Here is a 26,770-nt window from a genome sequence, read left to right as displayed (position 1 = left end):
TCTGTCAACAGCTAAGTGCAAATAATTCTCATTTCTTTATGTTTGTTTTTTAACCCCCTCAAATACAATGCATTAGCACTAAAGTTGGGCTGTAAATTATGACTAATAAAAACTATGCTGAAGCTATAATAATTAAAATAATCAAATGCGATGTTCTCAATTTGGTCAATAAGCCTACTTGCAATTGTTTACCTAGCAATTCTATTTGCGGTTGCAGGTTGGGCTGATAAAAGAAAAGTACTGCCTTTTAAAGGTTTAACCTATGGTTTATCGCTTGGGGTATATTGTACATCTTGGGCGTTTTTTGGCACCACGGCACAAGCTGCATATAACGGCTGGTGGTTAGCACCGACTTATGCTGGCACTATTTTACTGTTTATTTTTGGCTGGCAGGTATATTGTCGCATTGCACATATTTGTCGACAGCAAAAAATAACGTCGATGGCAGATTTTATTGCCACCCGCTACGGACAATCTTCAAGTTTATCAGGGCTAATATCACTTATTTCTGTGATTGCGATTGTGCCTTATATCTCTTTACAGCTTAGTGCGACCGCACAAAGTATGAATTTACTTACCGACAGAGCCGTCACACAAAGCCATGAAGTGTGGGCCGATAGCACTTTTTACATCACGCTTGTCTTGGCGTTATTTGCTATTTTGTTTGGTGCAAGACGGCTAAAACCCAGTGAGCATAACCCTGGCCTTATTGCGAGTATTGCTTTTGAATCTGTGGTTAAGTTATTGGCATTTGTTGCAGTGGGTTTATATGTGTGCTTTGCATTATTTGACAGCCCTATGGCACTGTTTGAAAAAGCACAGGCGCTGAATATCGATCAGCAAGTAGCTGTAACACAAAGCCCAACCTATGTGTATGTTGCCCATACATTACTCGGTATTTTGGCAACCCTATGCTTGCCAAGGCAGTTTCATATGAGCTTTATCGAAAAAAATAACGATAAAGAATTGGCTTCGGCACGTTGGCTATTTCCGATTTACTTATTGCTTATCAATCTGTTTATTCTACCGATTGCATACGCCGGATTAATTTATTTTCAAGGTCAAGAAGTCGGTTACGATACCTTTGTACTGGCACTTCCTATGGCAGCTGACAATGCTTTTGTCGCATTACTGGCATTTTTAGGCGGCTTTTCAGCTGCAACTAGTATGGTAATTGTGTCATCAATTGTACTTTCTGTGATGATAACCAATGACTTTATAAATCAGTTTATTTTACGCCGCTCGCAGCTTACATCGAGTAGCCGTGGACTCGATAAAAATAACCTTCTACACGCGCGTAAAATCGTTATCGTACTCATTTTATTACTTAGTTATTTCACTCACCGGGTACTGGGCGAGAGCACAACGCTTGCTAATGTTGGTTTAATGTCGTTTACCTTGGTTGCACAATTTTCACCAGCTATGATTATTGGTCTGTGGTGGCGACAAGCCTCTTGTAGAGGTGCGCAGCTTGGTATACTAAGTGGCTTTATCATCTGGGGTTATACACTATTACTGCCAAACCTAGCAGGCGGATTAGGTAACGATAGCTTGTGGCTCGTGAATGGGCCTTGGGGGATTAGCTGGCTTGCACCCACCAATTTATTCTCATTAGGCATGGAAAGCATCAGCCAAGCCTTGCTGTTATCGTTAGGTGCGAACTGTTTAGTGTATTTTTTGGTGCCGTTATTTAGTCGTGCAACTTTGGCTGAACGCTTGCAGAGTAATAAATTTGTTTCTCAATTAAGTGACTCACGGATCAGCAACCACCTACATCCACTTAGTTATCATGATTTAGGAGCTTTATTACAGCGATTTGCCGAGAAAGAGGCCGCGCAATCTCTGGTAAACCATTATTTTCCTGATGATAAAGGGAAGTGGAAACGCCCTGCTAATGTTGAATTAGAGCTACTGGTTGAGCGTGAGATGTCAGCGGTGATTGGCGGGGCATCGGCACGGCTCATTTTAGATGTAGCTAAAAATGAGCAGCGCCAGCCACTAGAACAAGTTGCTGAGTTTGTTGATGAAGCAAGTCAAGTTCTTAAATTTAATCGTGATTTACTACAATCAACCATAGAAAACATCCAACAAGGGATCAGTGTAGTCGACAGTGAACTGCGACTTGTAGCGTGGAATCAAGGTTATAAGAATATGTTTGCTTACCCTGACGATGCTTTATATATAGGGCGTCCGGTGGCTGATATTATTCGTTTTAATGCTGAGCGTGGCCTGTTCAGGGGCGAAAGTATGACCAGCGAAGTTGAAAAACGTTTAGCGTATTTACGCCAAGGCAGTGCATATAAATATCAACGTTCGCACAATGATGGCCGTGTGTTTGAGATGCAAGGTAATCCACTGCCTGGTGGCGGCTTTGTAACAACCTATACCGATATCACCGAGTTCGTAAAACAACAAAAAGCGTTAACCGAAGCAAATGTCAGTCTTGAGGAAAAAGTAACAGCACGTACATTAGCACTTACTCAAGCAAATCAAGAGCTATCAAAGGCAAAGCAGGTGGCGGAACAAGCAACAGTCAGTAAAACACGCTTTTTTGCTGCTGCGAGTCATGATTTACTTCAGCCCTTCAATGCTGCGAGTTTGTTTTGTTCATTAATGAATGAAAAAGCACAAAGCACTGAGCTTAAAGAGTTAGCAATGAATATTAAAAATTCATTAGGCAGCGCTGAAGAACTGTTATCGAGTATTTTAGAACTAACAAAGCTCGATTCAGGTTCGTTTAAAGTACAAATGAGCGAATTTGCAGCCAGCTCACTTGTAGAGCCGCTGCGCAATGATTATGAAGCCCTCGCAACTGATAAGGGTTTAAAGTTTATAATTGAGACTTGTGATGTGCGTTTGCATACTGATAAAGCGTTGTTACGCCGAGTATTGCGAAACTTACTCAGTAATGCCATTCGTTATACCGAGCGAGGCGAAGTACGTTTAAAAATGCATCATGACGATGATGATCATGTGTCCTTTATTGTTGAAGACACAGGAATAGGTATTGCATCGAGCGATCAACAAACTATTTTCCAAGAGTTTAAACAGCTTGGCGCAAAACCAAGCGCCGAGGGTTTAGGCTTAGGGCTGGCAATCACTAAACGTATATGTGACTTACTTAAAATACCCCTAGTGATGGGGTCTGAGCTTGGTAAAGGCACGCAATTTACCCTAACTCTGCCTTGTAGAGTGAGTGCTGCGCCAGCGCAAGCGAAAGGCGCTGAGGCATCACAAGAAACAGAGCTGGGTCAATTACGCATTTGGTTGCTTGATAACGACCGAAACGTATTAGAGGCATTAAAGCAGTTACTCGAAAATTGGGGCTGCGAAATCTCAACGGCCACTAATTTAGCGGAACTTGAGCAGTTAAAGGCAAGCCAAGCACTACCACAATTACTGATTATCGATTATCAACTTGATGATGGAGTAACAGGCCTTGAAGTGATTGAGCAAGCAGCCCTTACTGCGTTACCGGCCATCGTTAATACCGCGAATCATGACGAAGGAATACGCGAGTTAGTGCTCGATGCGGGCTATCCATTGCTTTATAAGCCTCTGAAAGCGCCCGCTTTAAAACGCATGATTAAGCGACTGACTTAATCAGAATACAGTAATTTGAGCCTGCGTGCCTTGCTGGGGTTTTGAGTTTATTGATAACTCAAAGCCTTGGTTGCGTAACAGTTCTCGGGTGATCACAAGCCCTATACCTGTGCCATTTGCCTTGGTTGAGTAAAATGGCACGAACAAGTTATCGGGGTTTTGAATGCCACAGCCTTGGTCGCTAATTTCAATATTTAAGTTATCACCTTGCCTTGACCAAGTGAGGGTTGGGGCTGAATCGCTACCTGCTTCAAAGGCATTTTTTATCAAATTGATCAACGCTTGTTCTAGCTGGCCTAAGTCGGCATTAACATGAAACTCTTCACTGCTATTTATCACTACTTCAGGAAAGATAGCGCTTAAACGTGTGTTTAGTTGCTCGCTACTGATTGTCTGTTTTTGTGCGGGTGGTAGCTTGGCAAACGCACTGTAACTGGCTACAAAATCAAGTAAATGCTGAGCGCGTTTTTCTATTACTTGCAGCATATCTTGGGCGAGATCATCGTGACTGCTAATTTGTCCTTGGCGCTTAAGGGTTTGCAATGACTGACTCATGGAATAAATCGGCGTGAGTGAATTACGCACTTCATGATTTAACACGCGAATTAACCGTTGCCAAACAAGTTGTTCGTTATCGCGAAGCTGTTGCTCAATTGAAAAGAAGGTTAGTAATTCAAAGTTTCTGCCAGTCCGCCAAAAAGTCTGCGATGAGATTTGAAAGCGTTGTTTAAACAGGGAGTCACTGTTTTGTTGCCATTCGCCATCATGTAGGGCAATGCCTAAGTCGCTAGCCGATTTACCTTCAATCTGGCGATGGCTAATACTGTTTTTAAACGCCTTATTACTAAAGTAAATCAAGCCATGGGGGTCTAGTATAACGATGGGTAAGTCCAGCATGCTGGCAAACTCAAAGACAAACTCTTCTGTTTGCATGTAATGGCGTTTGTTCTTGGCTATTTTATTGCTGAGCTTGGCAAAATCTTGCTTAAGCGCTGCGACTCGTCCACTTTGATAAGACGCTAAATGCCAACTATTACTTTCGTCATTTGCCAGTGCATCTAGTTGCAGACCAAAGCGTTCAACCACATCGGTGATCACACGGTAGCTTTTAATTAAAGCAAAAGCGCTTACTCCGATGAACGGCAATAATAGACTGATACTGGCAAACCAATCTAGTTTTAGGCTGAGCGAAAGGGCAATGCCAAGCGTTAATAGCACCGCTATAACCAGATAAAAATAGCGTCGAACACGCTGCTCTAACGACAACTTGCTACTCATTTAGCGTTCAACTTCTTTTAAATCGAGCTGATGTTTATCAATGCGACGATAAATCGCCGATTTACTTAATCCTAAAAATTCTCCTGCGGCGATAACATTACCATTAAATTGCAGCAGCGCTTTTTGAATCATTTGTTTTTCAAGTTCTTCAAGGGGCAATAGTGGCAAAGCTTGTTCTGCATTACTATTCGTTTGCTCGCAACTTGGTTGATCTAAAATGAGGTCATTGGCTTGAATATTGTTGTTATCGCTCATGATCACCGCGCGTTCAATGCAGTGGCTTAGCTCACGAATATTACCAGGCCAGCTGTAATTTTTTAGCGCCTTTAGGGCATCATCACTGAGCGCCATATTCGCTCGTTGGTATTTTTTACCATGCACCAATAATAAGTGTTCTGCTAAAGGAGCGATGTCGTCTTTTCTGTCACGAAGCGGTGGAATGTGCAGTTCAATGGTATTGAGTCTAAATAATAAATCACGGCGGAACTCACCCTGCTCAATGGCCGTAGCTAATTCACTATTGGTGGCAGAAATAATGCGAACATCGGCGGTCTTGGTTTGGCTTGAGCCTAGCACTTCAAATTCTTTGCTTTCTAGCACGCGGAGCATTTTACTTTGCAGCTCGAGGCTTAAAGTCGCAATTTCATCTAAAAATAAGGTGCCGCCTTCGGCAATTTCAAAACGCCCTAAGCGGTCTTCTTTGGCATCAGTGAAAGCGCCTTTTTTATGGCCAAATAGTTCACTTTCGAATAGCGTTGGCGCAATAGCGCCAATATTCACGCTTACATAGCGTTTATCACATCTGAGAGAATGCTTATGAATATAATGTGCTAATAAGCTTTTGCCTGTACCATTTTCGCCGGTAATTAAGATGCTGGCATCGGTTTTTGCTGCGCGCTCAGCTTTGGCAAGCAACAGTTGCATGATTTCTGATTTAGCTATGTAATGTGCTTGTGTGTCACTGGTAAGCGCCTTTAAGCATGCGTTGTCGTGATTACTTTGCTTGAGCTTGAGTTGTTGTTGCACAACGGCGGTTAAGCGTAAGTTATTCCATGGCTTTTCAACAAAGTCGACAGCCCCTAATTGCATGGCTTTAACGGCAACATCAATGCTAGCCCATGCGGTCATCACAATCACAGGTATGGTCGATCCTAATTGATTTAGTTGCTTTAAAAAGCGTAACCCTTCTTCACCTGAGGTGGTGTCGAGCTTGTAGTTCATATCGAGCAAAATCAGGCTAATGTGCTCTGATTTTAATAACTCAAGGGCATGTTCAGGGCCTTCGGCCTCAAGGCAATGTAAGCCAAGTTGTTGTAATGCAACAGTAGCAGCCAGACGTACATCAGCTTGATCGTCTATGACTAAGATTTTATCCATGATTCTTCTTATTATCCTGTTGAGGTAGCTTAAGCCAAAACTTAAGCCACCATTTTGTGCTGTTAATCGTTACGCAGAGCGGCCATAGGTTTTGCTTTAAGTAGTAAAACCAAAGGTCTAAAGCAAGCGAATAGCGCAATACATAAGGTAATACTCCAAGCGAGTAATTGCAGTCTTACATCAAGTATCAGCCAAGACATTAGCTGGCCTTGTAACATGTAAAAACCCATCGTTACCACAGCGAGTGCAACCGCAAAGCCAACGAGCACAGGGATAATAGCTTCAACACTCATCAGCTTGAATAAGCGTGCTTTTTTCGCACCTAATGCCATACGAATACCAAACTCATAACGGCGTAGACCAAGGTTATAGCTCAGTACCCCAAAAATACCGATTGCTGCTAATAATAGAGTAAATAACGCTAAGGTACTACACAGAACCACGGTCAGACGGCTCATATACAGTAAATTGTCGTACTCTTGCTGTAAGTCGTTAAACTGCCACATGGTTAAGTCGCTGTTCTTTTCTTTTAGCGTATTAAGTATTTGTTTATTAGTCAGCTTAACGCCTTCAGAAGCTTTAATAGTAAACATGTAGCTATACGGTGTCGCTGGCCACCAAATGTGACGACCAAACGACTCGTCGTAGTATTTAGGGTGATTAAAATCTTCGGTTACACCCACCACTTCATACATCTTTTCTTCTAAGCCTTGGTAGCTCTTGCCGATAATATTTCGATAATCTTGGCCTGGTAATAAGTTTTCTGCCACGCTGACTGATACCAGTATCTCGTTGGTTTCACCACGTATTGCTTGCTCGGTAAAGGTGCGGCCAGCGAGAATTTTGGTATTAACTAACGCAAAGTAATCAGGTCCTACCCACTGACTAGGGAAGAAAACTGAGCTTTTACCGTTTACATCTGTCAGGGTGTTGGCGTTTTGTCTTTGCGAAACAGGGCTGTGACCTAGGGCAACATCATCAATGCCTTGGCTATCAAGTAAAACCTGCTTGTATTGCAGCATATGTTCGTAGCGCTCAGCCAATGACATTTGATTATTTGGCTGGAACAGGTTGGCAAAATACAGGTTTTCGGTATCACTGCCGAGTGGGCGGTTAATCGTGCCCATGGCTTTACTGACTACCATCACAGAAAAACTAACAAGTAGCGCGGCAACAAACATTTGTGAGCCAATTAAAATACGTACTGTGCGGCCTGATACCTGCGAAACCCCACCTTTACCACTGTTCTGCATTTGCGTATTTAGGGTTTTGTAATTTACCAAACGCGCTGTAATTACAGAGAAAATATAAGCAAGAGCAATACACAGTATGATGGCAACAATGACCAACGTGCTATCAACCGCCAAGCTGTTAACCAGTGGTAATCGTCCTTCTGCCAATACTTTAAATAAACGTATACCCCATACCGATAAAAACAGCGCAATGCTGACCGATAAAGTCATTAAAATCAGTGACTGTAAAAAGATACTTTTAAATAACGTGCTGCGTTTAGCACCTAACACCGCCTGCAAAGCGAGGGTTTTATGTTGAGCTAGAGCGCGCGAGAAGAATAAAGTGCTTACATTAAGTACCGCAATAATCAGTAGCCCTACTGCACCAGCTAACATCATCAAGCTTAAGTCATCGTTGTTACCCAGCTCAACGTCACGATACGGGGTTACTTCAGGTTTTACATCGGTAATCCCACCATTGTTTAGCCACTCTGATTTAACCGTATCAATTTGCTGTTTTAAATCGACTTTAACTTGATCCATGGTGACCCCAGGCTTTAAAACAGCAATTAGTTTTAGGTTTTTGAACGTGTTTGTCCATGGGCTTTGCCAATCGTCATTGTGAAAGAAACGGCGGTCAGCACTGGATGGAAACCACACTTCAACATCACTTGCTTTAAACATGTAAGGTGGGCTAAATGAGTCATCAACAACACCGACGATACGGTGAACGTAATCGGTTTCACCCGCCATGACTGAAAGTGTTTTACCAATAATGTTCGGGTCGCTGTTGTAATGTTTGCGCCAGAAGTTAGCAGATATAACAACCCGATCATCAGGAGTTTCTAGTGTTTCTCCAAGGTCAAAACCTTGTCCCATTAAAAATGGTGTGTTTAATAAGTCAAAATAGTTGCCGCCAACATACAGCACAGGCTCTTTTGGCTCGCCATCGAGGTTTGCAAAAATTTGCTCACCCGCATTGATCATCATACTTTGTTCAAAGCTTTGATTATGCTTAAGCCAATGCACCATGGACTGATAGCTTTGAAAGCCAGTGGCATCGTAGTCATCATAAGTAAGTGATTGCTCTACCACCACCATGCGGCTTTCATCGTATACATCAAGGGGCTTTAAAAAGTAGCTGTTAACAAGGCTAAGCACCACAAACAAGGTTGCCAGTGTTAAAGCAAGCGTTGCGATAACCGCAGTGACAAAGCCCGGTGCATTCATTAATGATGCCCACGCTAAGCTCAGTTGGGCGCGTGTTTTGGTTAATTTCATTACATCACCTCGGCGCTTTCGAGTGCATGCTCAGCAGTGTCGCTGCTAGGTGCTTGGCGAGCTTCAGAGTAGGAAACAATTTCACCATCTAGCAATTTAAGTTGCGTTTTAGCGCGCCCGGCATAACGTAAATCATGGGTTACCATACAAATCGTGGTGCCTTTTTTATTCAGCTCATCAAGCAAGTCCATAACTGCATCACCATTTTTTGAATCTAAGTTACCAGTTGGCTCATCCACCAATAAAATGCTTGGCTTGCCAGCCAATGCACGGGCAATGGCAATACGCTGTTGCTGACCACCGGATAATTGGTTTGGTTTATGCTGAGCACGGTGGCCCATTTCAACTTCATCAAGGGCCTGCTTTACCGCAAGCTCAATTTCGCTTGGGCTCATGGCTGGCTCTCGGTACGTGAGCGGCAGTGCCACGTTGTCAAATACCGATAATTCATCAATTAGGTTAAACGACTGAAATATAAAACCAATGTGACGGTTTCTAAGTTCAGCTTGCTGATCCATATCGAGGGTTTTTGTGTCGACTTCTTTAATGAAATAGTCGCCAGCAGTTGGGCTATCGAGTAAGCCTAATAATGACAGCAGCGTCGATTTACCACAGCCTGAAGGGCCGCTAATGCAAATATAGTCACCTTGGTTAATGTTCAGGCTGATGTCTTTTAATGCGTAGGTTTCAACATTTTGGCCGCGATAAACTTTGGCGATTTTGTTTAATGAGATAAGCGTGTTGGTTTTCATAAACTGTCCTGTTCGATTTTTATTGTTGCCAAATGCTGCCATTTAGAAAGGTCTGAAATGATCAGCTGTTCGCCCACGGTGGCACCGCTCAAAAGTTGAATTTGATTGTCACTGAGTGTACCAAATTCGATATTGATTGGCGTTGCTAACTGGGTATTTGGATTAAGTTTAAACAGCGTGGCTTTGCTGTGTGCTTGTGCTTTTTGTGGCACGTTAATGGTTAACGCATTGGGAATAATGTTGCTAACGACATAGCCTTCAATGCTTAAATCGGGGCGAGCATTGGCAGGCAGTGTACCTTGTAAATCAAGTTCGATAATAACTCGACCATCGGTAACGATAGGGTCAATTCGGGTGACTTTGGCATCAACTTCACTGTGGCTTGCTTGGCTAAAGGTGTTTACTTTCGCTGCCATATTGAGTGCCACTTTTTCGGCGTCAGCTTGCTTAACGCTTAGCTCTGCTTTTAGTGCTTTGTTTGAGCCAACTACCGCAAGGCGGGTACCCGGCACGAGGTTTTGGCCAAGTTCAACATTCAATTCTTGTAGCATGCCATCGATACCTGCCGTTATTTGCAGTTGATCAAAAGCGTGTTGCTCAACTTGATAATTAAGCTCAAATTGGCTTAATAGCTCTTGCTGTATTTTGCTACGTTGTAAGTGCATTTCTTTAAGTTGTGTAAGGCGTTGCTGCTCGATACTTACGCGTTCTGTAAGCTGTGCAACGTTTAGCACGCTTCGTTTGTAATCGAGGCTTGAAACAATTCCTTGCTCGATCAGTTTGCTTTCGGCATCGACTCTGAGCTCTGCGCTTTGCAGCTCACTTTTTAAAATGGCGAGATTTGCTTGGCGTTCAAGTAGCTCGCTTTGCTGGTTAATTTTTTGCTCATTAACACTGGCTTTTTGGCGAGCAAGTTCTAGCCGAGCGACCGATAGACGCTGTGCTTGCTGCGGGTTTACTAGGCTTAAAATTACCGTGTCTTTTTTAACGATAGTGCCAGGGTAAACATGGATAGCTTCGACCATTGCGGTGTCGGTATTGGTTAAATAGCGTTGATACTTTGGCTTTAAACGGCCAAAACCACGTATTTTTACCACAAAATCGGCTTGTTCTACGGTTGCTATTTGCAATTGGCTTGTAGCAACCACAGTGGGTGTCGCCCATTGATACATCATTAAAGCGCCAAGAGCGGATACGCCAATAGCTGCACCAATCAGCCATTTTTTAGCTTTTGATTGTTGAGGTTTGCGTTTTAGTGTGCTGTCTAAATCCATTGGCTATATTTCATTATGTTGTAGGTTTAGCAACACAAAAGCGAGGAACGTGCCAAGGTTTAATTTATTGATTTTAAAAGTGTTATATTTCTGTGGTTAGGTGGGTTTTCCCACTTTTGGGATTAATAAAATCAAAAGTGGGACAAATTATAATGTGCTGTTTACTGCATCAGCTTTGCAAGTTTAGCCAGTTGCTTTTTAGCATGTGCGTTATCAGGTTTAAGCTTTAATACATGGTTATAATTGGTGGTTGCTTGCTTGAGATCACCGAGGTACCAATATGCCTCTGCTAAGCTATCAAAGGTATTGTAACTATGTGGGTAAAGGTGCGTATTAAGTTTAAAAATCGCTAACGCTTCATTGAGTTTATCTTGGTTAATAAGCGAGTAACCCCATAAGTTAATATCGTTTTCAGTAAATTGAATCTGCTCGTCTTTAGTTAATTGATCCGCAGCTGTAATCGCATTTTCATAGCCTTGTACTTCAAGAACTTGCCATAAGCGTTTAATATTTTTCGGTAAACCAAAGCCATTCTCTTGTTTCATTTGTGGAATATAAAAGCCCGCAATTTCATCTACAAATTGCGATGGCATTGCGCCAATTAAGTTGGTTAAGATCACAATCGACATATTATCTTCAGGGTAAACAAAGATACCAGCCCTGTTACCGCCCACAGCGGCTAATGCAGGATGCTCTTCTCGTCCCATAACTGGCCAGCCAAGACTGTAGCCATTTAAGCGTTGATTGAAGCCTTGAGTACGACCGTTTTTTAGTCGAGCCGGAGTCCACATTTGCTGCATACTGTCTTCACTAATAAATTGATTTGTTTGTAAAGCGATTAGCCAATTTGCCAATTCTGTTGCTGTTGAGGCCATACCTGCGGCGGTTTGTAACATTTCAGAAAAAATGGCTTCTCTTGAATTGAACAGTTCGTTGCCTTGCTTTTCGTATCGTCTAGCTGAATGTTTTACAACATTGTTGAGATTACCAAAGCCCGCTTCAAGTGTTCTGCTCATTTCAGCCTGCTGTAATTGATTTTTTTCGATAAATTGCTGAAATGGTATCCCCGATAGTTTGTTAATTAACTTACCAATAATAACGTAATTTGTTTGGTTGTATTTAAAGCGAGTGCCTGTTTCGAATTCTAATGGCTTGGTTTGAACTAATTGCCATGCATCATCGGGTCCTTGATCTGAGATTAAATCAGCAACTTCACCTTTTATTATGTCAGGTAAGCCTGATGTATGGCTCATTAACTCTCTGGTTGTTATAGCGTGCCACTCAGTTGGCAATTCTGGCAGATAAGTGCCAATAGGCGCATTAAGATCTAATTTCTTTTGTTCAACAAGCTGCATCAGCGCCACACCAACAAAAGCTTTTGTTGCAGAATTAATGGCAAATAAAGTGTTGCCATCAACGGCGATATTATCTTCAATATTTGCAACTCCGTAGCTGGCAACTTTAGTTACTTTATTATCTCGAACGACGGCGAGTTGTAGCCCTGGAATATTTCTTTTTTGCATTAACTCAACCACCCATTGGTCAAGCTCATCTGCATGTGCAGAAAAGGCGCAGAAACTGGCTGATAGCAGTGTTATGGTCGGAAGAATTAATTTTTTTGCTAGTTTTTTGCAAGCTGTGTACACGATGTTGTCCTTAGTGTTCATTTTTATCTATTATTTTTTACTTAGATAGTTTTGATGTGAGCACTATAGCGAGGAGCATGCCAATATTTAACGTTTTGAAATTTATAGTTTTTATTTTTTTCTTGGTTTAGGAATTCCCATTTATGGGAATTTCAAATTAAAACTGGGAGTAAATGCTTAAATTAGCTTTCTTCGATTTTGCCAACCTGCGAAAGCTGGTTAAACAAAATGCCCGCTTGGGTACGGTTATAGACATTAAGCTTACGTAAAATCGCTGACACATGTTGTTTGATAGTGGTTTCTTGAATCGACATTTCAAAGGCGATTTGTTTATTCAATAAACCGTCGGCAATCATCGCTAATACGCGGTATTGCTGTGGGGTTAGCTTTTCAAGATTGCGAGCAAATTCGCTTTGTTCGTCGTTGATCACCACATCGGTTAAATCAACTTCGGGTGGTAACCACGTATCGCCGTTGAGTACATGGCTAATTGCTTCACTAATAACATCTAAAGAAGATGACTTCGGAATATAGCCTGCAGCGCCAAGGCTCATAGCTTGTTTGATTATGGCAGGTGTCTCATTGGCAGAGACCATAATGACTAGAATATCAGGGTAGTGGTTACGCAGTTGCGAAAGGGCTTGTAGACCATTTGCACCTGGGATGGTGAGGTCTAAAAATATTAGTTCAATCTCAGGGTGAGCGCTTAACAGTGTAAACAAACCATCAATGTCACTGGTTTCTTTAATATGTTCTTCAGGCACTGATGTCGCGGCAGCTTGACGCAGCGCACTTCTAAATAACGGGTGATCATCGGCGATTATGGTGTTCACAGCTAAAGACATTCCCTCGATTCTCCAATGCGTTATGTTATAAGTGATTTTGCCTTTTGAAACAAGGTTTGCCTGAGGGAAGTTTCAGACAAACCTTTTCTCACACAAGGATTTAGATTCTATTTTAGAAACGGTAACCAACAGTGAAGGCGACAGTGCGAGGGTCGCCGTAGTAACCAATTAGGGTATTATCACCACCTAAACCTGGGGTGTATTTGCTGGTATCTGTTGGGTCTGTTGGATCAGGTGCCACGAACTGGTAACCACCAATCATGTACTCTTCATCCGTTAAGTTTTTACCGTAAAGACCGGCAGTCCAGTGACCATCTGTGCTGTACCAAGTAATACCCATATTAAAAATACCGTAAGCATCTTGCGTTAATAGGCTATCTTCTTCGAATAACGCGTAGTCGCCTCTGTGGTAATAGTTACCATTAATGACAAAGTCGCCCATTTCTGTGTACATACGGTATGTTGCACCCAGATTAAAGGTTAAATCAGGTGTGTTTGATACCGTAAAACGGTCTGATTTATCGAACTGTTCACCTGTTACAGGGTCAAAATCAATCACGTTATCGAAGTTACTGTCAATATAACCTATTGATGCATCAAAGCTGAGCGATTCAGATGCTACATAGTTAAGCTCAAGCTCAATACCATCAGATGTTGACTCACCAATGTTACCTAAGCGTTGGTTTAGATCTGCATCTGTTTCACCGGGTAACACAGAAATATATTGACGATCTTTATGGTCGAGTGAGAATAAGGTGACGTTTGCACGTAAGTTATTGTTCCACTCACTCTTCATGCCGATTTCGAATGAGTCAACGATTTCTGGTTTTGCAGCAGGCTCTGCTGTACTTGCTCGTGGGTTGAACGTACCTGACTTAAAGCCTTGCGCGTAACTTGCAAAGAACATGATGTCGTTTGAATACTGGTATTCAACACCTGCACGCGGTGTGAAGCGTGACCATTCTTCTTCATCATCGAGTACCGTTGGTACAAGCTGACCTTCTGGGCGAGTGTAACCTGGCACCCAGTCTGATTCAGGGTAGACTGTATCAAAAATTAAACCGTTATAAACATTCGCTTCTTTTTTGTCTTTGGTGTAACGCGCGCCCAATGTCATTGACCATTGTTCGTTAAAGTCATAACTACCTTGAATATAAGCTGCCTTACTTGTTGAGTTACTACAGCCACCGGTTTCACGGGTTAAGCTTGGGCCACCTAATGCCTGACCTAATACTTTCAAGATAGCTTGGAATTGACCACATGATTCACCGTCATAGTAATAAAGACCCGAAACCAGTTTGTAGTTATCGCCTTGATGGTTTAGCTGTAATTCATGAGTGGTTTGCTCATCATCGTAAATTGCAGGAACATCGAAAATTTGAATTGAAGTATTATCAAAGTCGATGTTGGTTGGTGAGTAGCTCTCACGGCTTGAACCTACATATTTAATGCTGGTGTAGTCAGTCATATCCCAACGAGCAGTCAGGCTGTAGCCTTCAAGTTCAACTTTGTTCCATGTTGGTAAGCTGGTGTATGAGTCATACACACTATCTGGAACCGGTGCATCGGTTAGTAGGCTTGGTAGTAAACGGTAGCCACCTTTTGCGTTTGACTTGTCTTCTGTTTTATCCCACGCTAAGCGAAAGAATAAGTCATCAGTCGGTGTGTATTCCAGTGTAACACGTGCTGCGGTCACGTCTTTGTTGTAGTTTTCGCGGTCTTGGTTATCAAGAGCCGATGTTAAAAACTCACCAAAGCCATCACGGTTAAGCGTTGCAAACCCAAAGCCTACGTAAAGTTTTTCGTCAACAATCGGTAATTGGCCGGTAATCTTTAAATCTTTCTGGTTATAGCTGCCCACAGTCCCCTGTACATTTAACGTGGCATCACCGCTCATTTCTTTGGTGACGTATTTAATTGCACCACCAATGGTGTTTTTACCGTAAAGCGTTCCTTGTGGGCCGCGTAATACTTCGATTTGTTGCACATCAAGTAGGTCAAGCACGGCACCTTGTGGACGAGCAAGATAAACATCATCAATATAAATACCTACGCCTGGCTCATAACCCCAAAGAGGATCTTGCTGACCTACACCACGAATAAACGCAGTAATGGTAGAGTTAGTACCACGACTGGCTTGCAAGGTAGTATTTGGCGAGAACTGCTGAACTTCGGTCATGACGACAATGCCATTTTCTGCCAGTTCTTCAGCACCAATTGAAGTGACAGCAACAGGCACTTCTTGCAGATTTTCAACGGTTTTACGTGCTGTTACCTGAATACGTTCAAGTTCACCTTTTTTTGCTGCAGGTTCGGCTTGTTCTGCCGCTTGAGCACTGACACCTGCCAAAGCAAGTGATACAGCCAGAGTAAGTGGCGCGACTTTTGGGTTAAGCTTTATCATGTTGTATTCCTTGTTATTGTTGTCATTAGTCTTATGGCCACTCACATCGATGTTGCCGAAGACTGAATAAGATTTGCCCGTGTCACCTGTCAGTTAATGTAGAAGATAGTTGCAAAAATTGAATTAGTACCATAGTGCTATACCCACCACAGCCCTTTATTTATCAAGCAATTAAGCTATTTTTAAAGCAGATAGTACCTTAGTGTTATGTATTTTTTGAACGCTTAAGGTAAGACTAAAAGCATTATTCCGATGTCACCTCATCTGTGTAATAACAATAATTATAGGAATGTCTATGCTGAGCATGATAGGACTGTTAGGCGGCTTAATACTGCTGATCATTTTAACGCTGCGTGGGGTAAATTTATTTATCGCTGCGCCAATCTGTGCACTGTTAGTTGCACTTAGTAGTGGCATGGCCATTTTCCCTGTATCGGCAGATACAAACTTTATTAACGCCTATATGGATGGCTTTGCAGGCTTCTTAAGTGCGTGGTTCTTTATGTTCTTACTGGGTTCGTTATTCGGTAAGTTTATGGAAGACACCGGTGCTGCAGACAGTGTTGCAAGCTACATTGTGGGTAAATTAGGTATGAAGCACGCAGTTCTTGCGGTGGTGATTGCCTGTGCTGTTTTAACCTATGGTGGCGTGAGCGTCTTTATCGTTGCGTTTTCTGTTTACCCAATGGCATTAAGTCTATTCAAAGATGCAAACTTACCACGCCGTTTTATTCCAGCAACGCTGGCATTTGGTTCGGTGACCTTTACCATGACCTCAGCTGGCTCGCCAGAAATTCAAAACTGGATCCCGGTTAAACACCTTGGTACGTCACCCTATGCGGCATGGGAAGTCAGCTTAGTGGTGGCTATTTTCATGGCAACAGCAGGCTATTTTTGGTTAAACAAGATGATCAAAAAGGCCGTTGCTAACGGCGAAACCTTTGAAGCGCGTGATGATGATCCTGTCATTATTGAACGTCGTCGTCCGCATCCAATCACGGGTGTGATCCCGCTAATCGTGGTGCTACTTTTATCATTTACACTACATGATGTATTGCAGCAAACAGCGCTGATTGTCGCTTTACTTGGTGGTGTACTGAGTATTGTGATTATCAACTTTAAGCATTTTCACGATATGGGTAATGCTATTAATGTGGGTACAACCGGTGCTTTAGTAGCAATCGGTAATACCGCTGCCGTGGTTGGTTTTGGCGCTGTGGCGAAAGTGTCACCAGCATTTACCGCCGCTGTCGATGTGATGACCCATATGCCAGGGAATGAACTACTTGGCGCAGCCGTGGCAGTGAGTGTCATTGCGGGTTTAACAGGCTCTGCTTCTGGTGGACAAGCCATCGCATTACCACTTGTCGCACCGGGTTATTTAGATATGGGTGTGAATCCAGAACAACTACACCGTGTGGTGGCGATTAGTTCTGGAGCACTCGATACCTTGCCGCATAATGGCTATGTGGTCACAACGATACGTGCTATCTGTAAAGAAACGCATCAACGAGCGTATTGGTCAATGGCAGCACTCACCGCGGTCATTCCGCTTATCGGTGTGGCATTGGCACTCGGACTCTTTATTTTCTTTTAAGGAACAGCAATGAAAACCAAATTAATAATTTTGCTATGGCTAGTTGTATTTAGTAGCACTGCGTTTGGCGCTGCAAGCAAAGCCGACACTATGCTGGTGGAAAAGCAGCATTTTACGACAAAAGATTTTACCACTGTGTCTGGTGTGACTTTAGAACAAGTGGATATTGGCTGGGAAAGTTACGGAAAACTAAATGCCAATAAAGATAACGTGATTTTAATCACTCATTACTTCTCTGGTACGTCTCATGCTGCAGGTAAATATAAAGCGGATGATGCCTTACCAGGTTATTGGGATGCGATTATCGGCCCAGGTAAAGCGATTGATACGAATAAATATTATGTGATTAGCTCAGATACCTTAGTAAATGCCAATTGGCATGATCCTAATGTGATCACCACAGGTCCTGCGTCAACCAATCCCAAAACAGGTCAACCTTATGGCTTGGACTTCCCTGTAGTCACAATTACTGACTTTGTGAATGTGCAAAAACGTTTACTAGAAAGCCTAGGTATCACTAAATTACATGCTGTGATGGGCGCATCAATGGGTTCGTTTCAAGCTCTTGAGTGGGCAACGCGTTACCCAGATAAAGTAGAGCGTTTAATTCACGTGATTGGCGCTGCAACGATGGATGCATGGACAGTCGCTGCACTTGAAAAATGGGCGTTACCAATTCGTTTAGATAAAAACTGGCAGCAAGGTAATTACTACGGCAAAGAGCGTCCGTTAGATGGCTTAGCGGCAACCATGCTTAATATTACGCAAGATGCGATGCATCCAATTATTTATAACGCTAGCTTCCCTGACTTTAACATATTGGATGAAGGCGCGTTAAAAGACATTCGTACCTTGCCTAAGTTAAATCAGGTATTGGCTGGGCGGGCAATGGCGCGTGCGAAAACGCAAGATGCAAACCATGTACTTTATTTGGTCCGGGCATCACAACTATTTACCGCTGGCATGCAAAGCGATTTAACAACGGCACTTAAAAATGTCTCTGCCAAAACATTATTACTACCCGCAAAGAACGACTTATTGCTACGCCCCGAAAACATGCGGACTGTGTACGACACCATGAAAGCACAAGGTAAAGATGTTGCGATTTCAGAAATTGAAGGGGGCTGGGGACACCTTGATGGCATCTTCTCAATCGCCCCTAAAGCGCAGCTTATCAGTGAGTTTTTAGAGGAGTAGCCCGATGAGCAGAACAGTTTTAATTACCGGTGCAGCCAGTGGTATTGGTTTATATGTTGCTAAGCAGCTGGCGATGCAAGGTCACACTATTATTGTCACTGATTTAAATCAGCAAGCAGCACAACAAGCGGCAGCAGACATTGTTGAGCAAGGTGGCAGCGCCGAAGGGTATGCACTCAATGTGGCAGAAAGCACCGCAATAGAGCAGTTTTTCACTGAGCTTAATCAGCCAATAGATGTACTTATTAATAATGCAGGTATTCAGCACGTTGCAAGGCTTGAAGATTTTCCGGCTGATAAATGGCAGTTTTTACAACAAGTCATGCTTGTTGGCCCTGCGATGATGACCAAGGCTGTACTCCCTCGCATGCGTGAGCAAGATTTTGGTCGCATCATTAATATTGGCTCAATCCATGCGATGGTGGCGTCTAAATATAAGTCGGCTTATATCGCTGCAAAACATGGCTTAATCGGCTTTGCTAAAACCATGGCACTTGAAACTAATGATGCCAATATCACCATTAATACCGTGTGCCCTGCGTATGTAAAAACGCCGCTTGTGGAGCAACAAATTGCCTCACAAGCCAAAGAGCATGGCATTTCTGAGCAACAAGTGATCGACACAATTATGCTAGCACCGATGCCGAAAAAAGCATTTATCGGCTTAGATGAGATCCTGCATACCATTAGCTTTTTAATGGCCGATGCAGCACGCAATATTACCGCCCAAGCAATCGCCATTGATGGCGGTTGGACTGCACAATAGGAGAAGCCAATGGCAGGGTTTGATAAAGTAGTTACAAGTTATAGCGAAGCAATGGCTGGCCTTGAAGATGGCATGACAGTGATAGCAGGTGGTTTTGGTTTATGCGGTATTCCTGAAGGCTTGATTGCGCAAATTAAACATCAAGGCACCCGAGATTTAACCGTGGTATCGAATAACTGTGGTGTTGATGGTTTTGGTTTAGGGGTGCTGCTTGAAGACAAGCAAATCAGTAAGATGGTTGCCTCATACGTCGGTGAAAACGCGTTATTTGAGCAGCAGCTATTAAATGGTGAGCTTGAAGTTGAGCTCACACCGCAAGGCACTTTAGCGGAAAAAATGCGTGCTGGCGGTGCGGGCATTCCTGCATTTTATACCGCAACGGGTGTCGGTACACCGGTGGCTGACGGTAAAGAAACCCGCAATATTAATGGTCGCGATTATTTATTAGAGCCAAGTATTACCGGCGACTTTGCGATTGTTAAAGCGTGGAAAGCAGATCGCTACGGTAACTGTATTTATCGTCATACGGCGATGAACTTTAACCCGATGGCAGCAACCGCAGGCAAAATTACGGTTCTTGAAGTTGAAGAAATTGTTGAGCCAGGGGAGCTGGAGCCAAGCCAAATTCACACGCCGGGTATCTATATTGACCGAGTGATTAAAGGTGAATTTGAAAAACGCATCGAGAAAGTTACCACTAAGCAAGAGAATCAATAAGGAGCACGCTGATGGCATTATCACGAGAACAAATCGCTAAACGCGTGGCGATGGAACTACAGGATGGTTACTACGTTAACTTGGGCATAGGTATTCCAACCTTGGTCGCTAATTATATCCCTGATGGCATCGAAGTGATGCTGCAATCAGAAAATGGCTTACTCGGTATGGGACCTTACCCAAGTGCAGACCAAGTTGATGCCGATATGATCAACGCAGGCAAAGAAACGGTCACCGCAGCAACAGGCGCAGCTATTTTTAGCTCCGCAGAAAGCTTTGCCATGATCCGCGGTGGACATGTAGATTTAACCGTGCTGGGTGCGTTTGAAGTGGACCAAAACGGCAACATTGCCAGTTGGATGATCCCGAAAAAGTTGGTTAAAGGGATGGGTGGTGCGATGGATTTAGTGGCCGGTGCTAAAAACATTATTTGTACTATGACCCATGCCAACAAGCATGGCGAGTCAAAACTGCTGACTGAATGTAGTTTACCGCTAACTGGGGTTGGTTGTATCAATAAAGTGATCACCGATTTGGCACTGTTAGAAATTAAAGACGGTGCATTTCATTTATTAGAGCGTGCCCCAGGAGTCTCAGTCGATGAGATTATAGCTAAGACACAAGGTAAGCTTATTGTCTCTGAAGATGTACCTGAAATGACCTTTAGTTAGCAATTAAGCTCCTAATTTGACTGAATTTTATACTAAACCCTAGTAATGTGCTTTTTGTTCATGAATTTTATGAGCAAAAAGCCATTTATTATCATCAATGCAACTTACCTCCTAAACATTTCGTTAATCTATCGTTAACACTAAGCTCCAAACCAGATCGCCATTTGCAGTCGGCCGATCAACGACAACAAATAATTATAATCTGGTGTGGAGTAATTCATGAAAGCAAGTAACACACAGCTCGCTTTAGCCGTTGCAGCGGCGTTAGCAAGTACATCAGCGTTCGCACAAAGCGACACTGAACAACTACAGCAACAACTCGATGCACTTCAAAAAGAAGTGGACTCATTAAAAATATCTAGCGGCTTTAACCTAGAATTTGGTGGTCGCGTACAGCTTGATTACAACTATTTCGACGGCGCTTACAATGCCGACAATGATGGCGCTGGAGGCAGCGACTTCTTTCCTCGACGTATCCGTACTTATGTTGAAAGTGAACATGGTAACTGGGATCACAAACTATTACTCGAATTTGCAGAAGGCACAGCTGAAATTGTTCTAGCCCGTGTTCGTTATGCATTCGACAACGGCTTAAAAGTAAAAGCCGGTAAAATTCGTGAAGACATGTCGCTCAATGCGCTAACCAGTTCTAAGCACATTAACACTATTGAGCGCAGCACCCTTGCTAATACCTTCTCACCTTTCTTTCGTTGGGGTATTTCAGCTTATCAATACTTTAAGGACTCAGGCTTACGTTATGCCGTAGGTGTTTACAAAAATGATGCGTTTGGTGCATCAGGCCATGACGAAGACGACAAACTCACATTGGCTGTAACAGGTCGCTTAACGTGGTCAAGTGCGGCGCCTGGTGATGTGATTCATTTAGGTGCTTGGCACTCCTATCGCGATATGGGCGGTAATGATTTAAGCGCTCGTTTTGCCCGCGGTGAAGTGCGTGAAACCAATGTGCGCTTAGTGGATTACGCAGTAGGCGGTGAAACGGCTGCACTCGATAGTATGTCGCAAACAGGTCTTGAATTTGCCTACCAAGCAAATGCTTTCACTCTAGAGGCTGAATATGCCAGCCGTTACCTCGATACGATTGATAGTAGCAATGCATTAGATGGTGAGCGCTTTGATGGTTTTCATGTTTCTGCCAGTTACTTCTTAGGTGGTCAGCAGCGCAATTACAAAGCGGGCTCTGCGTTATTTGTTCAGCCAAAAGGGATTAAAGACGCATGGGAATTGGTTGCCCGTGTTTCACAAATGAATGCCAGTAGTAAAGACCAAGGCACTGACGTAACCACTTATACGTTAGGCACATCCTATTACCTAAGCAGCGATATTAAGTTTATGGGCAACCTGATTTACAGCGATGTTGATGGTGCAGGCGCTTCTTCGCTGGTAGGTGATGAAGATTCAGGTATGGGCATCAGCGCTCGTATGCAGTACTTATTTTAGGAGTCGTGCATTATGACTATGTTTAAATCAATTAAGAGCTCTTTATTAGCAGCCTCGTTATTAGTAACCAGCCCGTTGGCGTTAGCTGACTTACACTTTTTAGTACCCGGTGGTCCAGGTGGCGGTTGGGATACCACAGCCCGTGGTGTGGGTGAAGCCATGGTAAAAGCGGGGATTGAAGATAATGCGTCGTTTCAAAATATGTCGGGTGGCGGCGGTGGCCGTGCGATAGCTTATTTGATTGAGTCGGGTACTAAAAAAGGCGATATGTTGATGGTGAACTCAACGCCTATCGTACTACGCGCATTATCAGGCAAAATTCCTTACAGCTATCGTGATTTAACGCCAGTTGCCAGCATGATTGCCGATTACGGCGCGTTTGTTGTACGTAATGATTCGCCTTATAAAACATGGCAAGACGTTATTGATGCTATGAAAAAAGATCCAAGCTCAGTCAAAGTGGCGGGAGGGTCAGCGCGCGGCAGTATGGATCACTTAGTGGCAGCACAAGCTGTAAAGGCGGCGGGTATTGATGGTCGTCGATTACGTTACATTCCCTATGATGCGGGTGGTAAAGCGAAAGCAGGTTTGTTGTCGGGTGAGGTCAACTTACTTTCAACGGGCTTAAGTGAAGCACTCGAAGTCGCCAATGGCGGTCAAGCGCGTATTTTAGCAGTGACTTCAGCAGATGCTTTACCGGATTATCCTGAAATTCCAACCTTAAAGTCGCTAGGTTACGACATGGAATTCGTAAACTGGCGCGGCTTTTTTGCAACCCCAGATTTACCCGCGGACAAACTAGCTCAGTACACAGAAAAGTTGCGTAAATTACAAGCAACACCTGAGTGGGAAGCGGTTCGTGCGCGTAATGGTTGGTTAAACCTGTTTCAAGAGAAAGAAGCGTTTATTAAAGCGCTTGAGCAGCAGGAAGCACAGCTAAAAGTGGTCATGGAAGAGCTTGGTTTTATTCGTAGACTAGGTTAGTTGGGACTTTTTAATGTTAAACCGTGAACTAATTGGACCAAGTTTATTCTTGGTCCTCTTTACCCTTTACGCCCTTGTGGCTTGGCAAATTCCACTCATGCCATTTGAAGAGTATGAAAGCGTTACTTCTGCAACCTTACCAAAAGTGTATGCCGTATTTGGTATTGTGGTGTGTGTACTATCGATTGGTGCCAACTTATTAAAGCAAGCGCCAACAGAAAAAGCAGAGCTACTCAGTAAGGGCAACTTACTACGTACCTTTGCACTGTTAGTGCTAATGGTTGCCTATAGCGCCATGCTCGAGCCGTTTGGTTTTTTAATTGCCACCAGTGCCTTTTTAATTGCTGGCTTTTTTATTATGGGCGAACGCCGTAAAACGGTGTTGTTGTTTGCCTCTGTGCCTGTGGCTGTAGTTTTTTGGTTTTTAATGACACAAGTACTGGGCATTTACTTAGTACCTGGCAACCTGTGGAGTTAAGTTATGCTTGATGGAATTATGTTAGGTTTGTCGACCGTACTCGACTGGAACAACTTGTTATATGTGATTGTTGGCTGCTTTGTCGGCACCTTCATCGGTATGCTACCTGGACTTGGTCCAATTACTGCGATTGCATTGATGATCCCGATCACTTACAGCATTGGTGCTGATTCGGGTATGATTTTAATGGCGGGTGTTTACTACGGCGCTATATTTGGTGGCTCTACGTCTTCTATTTTGATTAATGCGCCAGGGGTTGCAGGGACAGTTGCTTCTTCATTCGATGGTTATCCTTTAGCTAAGCAAGGCAAAGCTGGTAAAGCCCTTGCCATTGCAGCCTATGCGTCCTTTATTGGTGGAACAATTGGCGCCATTTTACTGATGGTGGCTGCGCCATTATTAGCGAAAGTATCGTTAAGTTTTCAATCCCCTGATTATGTTGTACTAATGTTTTTAGGCTTAACGGCCATTGCCGCGTTCTCTAATAAAGGGCAATTTTTAAAAGCGATGATGATGACGGTATTTGGTTTAATGCTGGCAACGGTAGGGATTGATCCGTCTTCGGGTACTGAGCGCTTTACCTTTGGCCAAGCCGATTTATTAGATGGCATTAGCTTTTTATTAGTGGCAATGGCAACGTTTGCGTTGGCTGAGGCACTGATTAATGTGGCGCGCCCTGAGGCTGAGCCAGATAACAAGTTGGATGATCCTAATACGCCAAAAATTGGTTCAACAAAATTAACCAAAGAAGAAGTAAAAGACATGGCTCCTGTGGTTGGCCGTTCCTCTTTACTTGGTTTTATTGTCGGTGTTTTACCAGGGGCAGGGGCGACGATTGCCAGCTTTATGGCCTATGCCACGGAACGTAACCTTGCTCCAAAGGCACTGAAAGATAAATTTGGTAAGGGCTCGATGCGTGGCTTAGCAGCCCCTGAATCGGCTAATAATGCAGCCTGTACGGGTTCATTTGTACCGCTACTGACGTTAGGTATTCCTGGCTCTGGCACGACAGCGATTATGTTAGGCGCCTTAATCGCCTACGGCATTCAACCAGGTCCTATGTTAATGCAAGAAAACCCAAGCGTGTTTTGGGCTGTCATTGTCAGTATGTATTTTGGCAATATCGTACTGCTTATTCTGAACCTGCCGTTGATCCCATATTTTGCTAAAGTGCTGGCTATGCCTAAATCGGTGCTAACCGTGATGATTTTGTTCTTTAGCTTAATTGGCGTGTATTTAGTGTCATTTAACACCTTTGATTTATTTATGATGGTGGGCTTTGCGTTGGTGGCATTAGTCCTTAGGTTGCTAGCTTTCCCGATGGCACCTTTGTTACTTGGCTTTATACTTGGCGATATGATTGAGCGAAATTTCCGTCGTGCGATGATGATTTCAGATGGCTCATTGAGCTTTTTATGGGACCGCCCATTAACACTCAGTATTTTCGTAATTTCAATCTTAGTGTTGTTGTTCCCATTGAAAGACTATATTGTCCAACGTCGAAAAGAAAAAGCAGCCACGCAAGCAGAGCAGCATGCGTAGTACAAGGCGATAAGATGAGATACACCAATAAGCTAAACCCATTTCAGCATATGGTTAAAAAGCCAAAGCGCTTAGAAACGCGACTCATTATTTGGGTTACCGGTCTATGTGTTTTACAAGCTGTGTTGTTTGGCGCTTTGGTGTATCAGATCACAGCGCAGAGTCTACATAGCCATATGGGTGACAAGGCACTGGCGTTAGCAACGAGCATCGCATCGCGAGATGATGTACAAAAAGCGTTACTAACACAAAAAGACCACGCAAAGCTTAATATTGAAATAGAGCAAATTCGTGAATTAACGGAAGCAAGTTTTATCGTTATTGGCGATAGCCAAACAACACGTATTGTTCATCCTGATGCTAATAAGCTGGGTAAGCACATGGTTGGGGGTGATAGCCAAGCTGCACTAAGAGGTGAGCGCTACGTATCTATTGCGAAAGGCAGCTTAGGTGAGTCAATTCGCGGAAAAGTGCCAGTCTATTCTGAATCAGGTGAGATAATAGGGCTTGTTTCAGTGGGGTTTTTGGTGCAATCGATTGAGCCGCTCATTCGTGCTCGAAGCGCCGAAATCATGCTTTGGGGCTTATTGTTAGTGGGGTTGAGCATTTTGGCTGCGGTGTATATTGGTCAACGGGTTCGTAATGCTATTTTTGGCTTGCAACCAGATGAAATAGCACGGCTCTTTTCTGAGCAAGATGCTATTTTGAATACGGTTCGTAGCGGTATTATCGCCCTTGATCCAGAAGGCAATGTGCGTAACTTAAACCAACGTGCCTGCGAAATCCTTGGCAAACCAACTAGCTGTATCCATCAGCCACTTAAGCTTGAAGACTTACTTCCTGAACATACCGAGTTTTTAATGCATAACCAACAGCGACCGATTGTTGGTTTTGAATTGTTTGCTGCCGATAAGCGTATTGTGTTGTCGCGATATGCATTGCAAGTGCAAGGTCAGGCGGATGGTATTTTGTTGAGTATGCGCCCTGCTGATGAGCTTGAATATTTATCGCAGCAATTAACCAAAGTGCAAGCCTTTGCTGAGTTATTGCGGGTGCAAACGCATGATTACTCAAACAAGCTAAACTTAATTGGTGCGTTAATTCAAATGGGGCAAACGGATCAAGCTATTGAATTAATAGGCCAAGAAAGCAAAGGCTCACAAGCGCAGATCCATCATTTACTCGAAAGGATCCAAGATCCGGTACTTGCTGGGTTACTGGTCGGTAAATACCATAAAGCCCGTGAACTTAATGTAATCCTTGAGCTCAATCCTGATAGTTTACTGGGATCGATCACCCGTAAAGATATGCTGGAACGGGTTGTCTCTATACTCGGCAATTTGATTGATAACGCAATTGAAGCTGCGATTAGAGCCAGCGATACACGTATACCCAAGGTGCGAGTTACGGTCGATGAAACCAGTAAAACCTTGCTGTTCGATGTTGAAGACAGCGGCTTTGGTTTGGGCGATGACAAGGATGTGATATTTACACCACAATACAGTTCTAAGTCAGGGGCAGAGCATGGCATAGGTCTTTATTTAGTTAAAACCAACTTAGATTCGTGTCGTGGTAGTTTAGAAATAGGTGAGTCTGATCTGATGGGGGCACGCTTAAGTGTCTACATTCCAAAATAATAAAAATGATCAGCCTATAAATAAAAGG

At 43.3% G+C, this 26,770-nt stretch carries 19 protein-coding genes; 11 read left to right on the top strand and 8 right to left on the bottom strand.

The genetic code is table 11. The annotated features are described in order from the left end of the window. The first annotated feature begins 150 nt into the window (after positions 1–150). A complete protein-coding gene (locus L0Z67_RS16435) occupies positions 151–3,603 on the top strand; it encodes a PAS-domain containing protein (RefSeq protein WP_405128269.1) in 3,453 nt (1,150 codons plus the stop codon). Here L0Z67_RS16435 and L0Z67_RS16430 read toward each other — a convergent pair whose 3' ends face one another. The 8 genes from L0Z67_RS16430 to L0Z67_RS16395 all read right to left on the bottom strand — a co-directional run bounded on the left by L0Z67_RS16430 (position 3,604) and on the right by L0Z67_RS16395 (position 15,692). Continuing rightward, the gene (locus L0Z67_RS16430) at positions 3,604–4,881 is read right to left on the bottom strand and encodes a sensor histidine kinase (protein WP_405128268.1); all 1,278 of its coding nucleotides are present in this window, start codon (positions 4,879–4,881) and stop codon (positions 3,604–3,606) included. It lies immediately after the preceding gene. Then, positions 4,882–6,258, bottom strand: a complete 1,377-nt coding sequence (locus tag L0Z67_RS16425) for a sigma-54 dependent transcriptional regulator (protein WP_237114596.1) — start codon at positions 6,256–6,258, stop codon at positions 4,882–4,884. Between the two features lie 62 nt (positions 6,259–6,320). Then, on the bottom strand, positions 6,321–8,771 hold the full coding sequence (locus L0Z67_RS16420) for an ABC transporter permease (protein ID WP_405128267.1): 2,451 nt from the start codon (positions 8,769–8,771) through the stop codon (positions 6,321–6,323). Continuing rightward, on the bottom strand, positions 8,771–9,523 hold the full coding sequence (locus tag L0Z67_RS16415) for an ABC transporter ATP-binding protein (protein ID WP_237114594.1): 753 nt from the start codon (positions 9,521–9,523) through the stop codon (positions 8,771–8,773). The genes L0Z67_RS16420 and L0Z67_RS16415 overlap by 1 nt, the downstream gene beginning before the upstream one ends. Further along, positions 9,520–10,797, bottom strand: coding sequence for an HlyD family secretion protein (locus L0Z67_RS16410; RefSeq protein WP_405128266.1), 1,278 nt, complete (start codon positions 10,795–10,797; stop codon positions 9,520–9,522). Before L0Z67_RS16410 ends, L0Z67_RS16415 begins: the two co-directional genes overlap by 4 nt. Before the next feature lie 161 nt (positions 10,798–10,958). After that, positions 10,959–12,443: a serine hydrolase gene (locus L0Z67_RS16405; RefSeq protein WP_405128265.1), complete on the bottom strand. Its 1,485-nt coding sequence runs from the start codon at positions 12,441–12,443 to the stop codon at positions 10,959–10,961. 182 nt (positions 12,444–12,625) lie between these two features. Further along, positions 12,626–13,288 (bottom strand): response regulator transcription factor, encoded by a 663-nt coding sequence (locus L0Z67_RS16400; protein ID WP_054562939.1) that lies wholly within the window; start codon positions 13,286–13,288, stop codon positions 12,626–12,628. A gap of 112 nt (positions 13,289–13,400) precedes the next feature. Next, positions 13,401–15,692: a TonB-dependent receptor gene (locus L0Z67_RS16395; RefSeq protein WP_405128264.1), complete on the bottom strand. Its 2,292-nt coding sequence runs from the start codon at positions 15,690–15,692 to the stop codon at positions 13,401–13,403. A gap of 295 nt (positions 15,693–15,987) precedes the next feature. Here L0Z67_RS16395 and L0Z67_RS16390 point away from each other — a divergent pair, with 295 nt between their 5' ends. From L0Z67_RS16390 to L0Z67_RS16345, 10 genes are all read left to right on the top strand, one after another. After that, positions 15,988–17,289, top strand: coding sequence for a GntP family permease (locus tag L0Z67_RS16390; protein WP_062567503.1), 1,302 nt, complete (start codon positions 15,988–15,990; stop codon positions 17,287–17,289). A gap of 9 nt (positions 17,290–17,298) precedes the next feature. After that, positions 17,299–18,486, top strand: coding sequence for a homoserine O-acetyltransferase (locus L0Z67_RS16385; RefSeq protein WP_405128263.1), 1,188 nt, complete (start codon positions 17,299–17,301; stop codon positions 18,484–18,486). Positions 18,487–18,490: 4 nt separating this feature from the next. After that, complete coding sequence (locus tag L0Z67_RS16380) at positions 18,491–19,252, top strand: 3-hydroxybutyrate dehydrogenase (RefSeq protein WP_405128262.1); 762 nt, start codon at positions 18,491–18,493, stop codon at positions 19,250–19,252. Positions 19,253–19,261: 9 nt separating this feature from the next. Continuing rightward, positions 19,262–19,969: a CoA transferase subunit A gene (locus tag L0Z67_RS16375; protein WP_193987999.1), complete on the top strand. Its 708-nt coding sequence runs from the start codon at positions 19,262–19,264 to the stop codon at positions 19,967–19,969. A gap of 11 nt (positions 19,970–19,980) precedes the next feature. After that, positions 19,981–20,640 (top strand): CoA transferase subunit B, encoded by a 660-nt coding sequence (locus L0Z67_RS16370; protein WP_193987998.1) that lies wholly within the window; start codon positions 19,981–19,983, stop codon positions 20,638–20,640. 219 nt (positions 20,641–20,859) lie between these two features. After that, positions 20,860–22,101: a porin gene (locus L0Z67_RS16365; protein ID WP_237128200.1), complete on the top strand. Its 1,242-nt coding sequence runs from the start codon at positions 20,860–20,862 to the stop codon at positions 22,099–22,101. Between the two features lie 18 nt (positions 22,102–22,119). Then, positions 22,120–23,085, top strand: a complete 966-nt coding sequence (locus tag L0Z67_RS16360; protein WP_062567551.1) for a tripartite tricarboxylate transporter substrate binding protein — start codon at positions 22,120–22,122, stop codon at positions 23,083–23,085. A 13-nt stretch (positions 23,086–23,098) separates the two neighbouring features. Continuing rightward, a complete protein-coding gene (locus L0Z67_RS16355; protein ID WP_062567509.1) occupies positions 23,099–23,563 on the top strand; it encodes a tripartite tricarboxylate transporter TctB family protein in 465 nt (154 codons plus the stop codon). A 3-nt stretch (positions 23,564–23,566) separates the two neighbouring features. Next, positions 23,567–25,105, top strand: a complete 1,539-nt coding sequence (locus L0Z67_RS16350) for a tripartite tricarboxylate transporter permease (RefSeq protein ID WP_062567510.1) — start codon at positions 23,567–23,569, stop codon at positions 25,103–25,105. A gap of 14 nt (positions 25,106–25,119) precedes the next feature. Further along, positions 25,120–26,742: a sensor histidine kinase gene (locus L0Z67_RS16345; protein ID WP_062567511.1), complete on the top strand. Its 1,623-nt coding sequence runs from the start codon at positions 25,120–25,122 to the stop codon at positions 26,740–26,742. Positions 26,743–26,770: the final 28 nt, after the last annotated feature.

It is taken from the genome of Pseudoalteromonas sp. PB2-1 (assembly GCF_045040605.1).
GTDB classification, from domain to species: Bacteria; Pseudomonadota; Gammaproteobacteria; order Enterobacterales; family Alteromonadaceae; genus Pseudoalteromonas; species Pseudoalteromonas arabiensis.
Note: the sequence above shows the minus strand (reverse complement) of the source record. Positions and strands in the feature narration are given on the sequence as shown.

What these genes read in the sequence shown, in the direction of transcription:
- L0Z67_RS16435 (WP_405128269.1), top strand. Translation starts at nt 151, where the DNA reads ATGTTCTCAATTTGGTCAATAAGCCTACTTGCAATTGTTTACCTAGCA.
- L0Z67_RS16430 (WP_405128268.1), bottom strand. Translation starts at nt 4,881, where the DNA reads ATGAGTAGCAAGTTGTCGTTAGAGCAGCGTGTTCGACGCTATTTTTAT.
- L0Z67_RS16425 (WP_237114596.1), bottom strand. Translation starts at nt 6,258, where the DNA reads ATGGATAAAATCTTAGTCATAGACGATCAAGCTGATGTACGTCTGGCT.
- L0Z67_RS16420 (WP_405128267.1), bottom strand. Translation starts at nt 8,771, where the DNA reads ATGAAATTAACCAAAACACGCGCCCAACTGAGCTTAGCGTGGGCATCA.
- L0Z67_RS16415 (WP_237114594.1), bottom strand. Translation starts at nt 9,523, where the DNA reads ATGAAAACCAACACGCTTATCTCATTAAACAAAATCGCCAAAGTTTAT.
- L0Z67_RS16410 (WP_405128266.1), bottom strand. Translation starts at nt 10,797, where the DNA reads ATGGATTTAGACAGCACACTAAAACGCAAACCTCAACAATCAAAAGCT.
- L0Z67_RS16400 (WP_054562939.1), bottom strand. Translation starts at nt 13,288, where the DNA reads ATGTCTTTAGCTGTGAACACCATAATCGCCGATGATCACCCGTTATTT.
- L0Z67_RS16395 (WP_405128264.1), bottom strand. Translation starts at nt 15,692, where the DNA reads ATGATAAAGCTTAACCCAAAAGTCGCGCCACTTACTCTGGCTGTATCA.
- L0Z67_RS16390 (WP_062567503.1), top strand. Translation starts at nt 15,988, where the DNA reads ATGCTGAGCATGATAGGACTGTTAGGCGGCTTAATACTGCTGATCATT.
- L0Z67_RS16385 (WP_405128263.1), top strand. Translation starts at nt 17,299, where the DNA reads ATGAAAACCAAATTAATAATTTTGCTATGGCTAGTTGTATTTAGTAGC.
- L0Z67_RS16380 (WP_405128262.1), top strand. Translation starts at nt 18,491, where the DNA reads ATGAGCAGAACAGTTTTAATTACCGGTGCAGCCAGTGGTATTGGTTTA.
- L0Z67_RS16375 (WP_193987999.1), top strand. Translation starts at nt 19,262, where the DNA reads ATGGCAGGGTTTGATAAAGTAGTTACAAGTTATAGCGAAGCAATGGCT.
- L0Z67_RS16370 (WP_193987998.1), top strand. Translation starts at nt 19,981, where the DNA reads ATGGCATTATCACGAGAACAAATCGCTAAACGCGTGGCGATGGAACTA.
- L0Z67_RS16365 (WP_237128200.1), top strand. Translation starts at nt 20,860, where the DNA reads ATGAAAGCAAGTAACACACAGCTCGCTTTAGCCGTTGCAGCGGCGTTA.
- L0Z67_RS16360 (WP_062567551.1), top strand. Translation starts at nt 22,120, where the DNA reads ATGTTTAAATCAATTAAGAGCTCTTTATTAGCAGCCTCGTTATTAGTA.
- L0Z67_RS16355 (WP_062567509.1), top strand. Translation starts at nt 23,099, where the DNA reads ATGTTAAACCGTGAACTAATTGGACCAAGTTTATTCTTGGTCCTCTTT.
- L0Z67_RS16350 (WP_062567510.1), top strand. Translation starts at nt 23,567, where the DNA reads ATGCTTGATGGAATTATGTTAGGTTTGTCGACCGTACTCGACTGGAAC.
- L0Z67_RS16345 (WP_062567511.1), top strand. Translation starts at nt 25,120, where the DNA reads ATGAGATACACCAATAAGCTAAACCCATTTCAGCATATGGTTAAAAAG.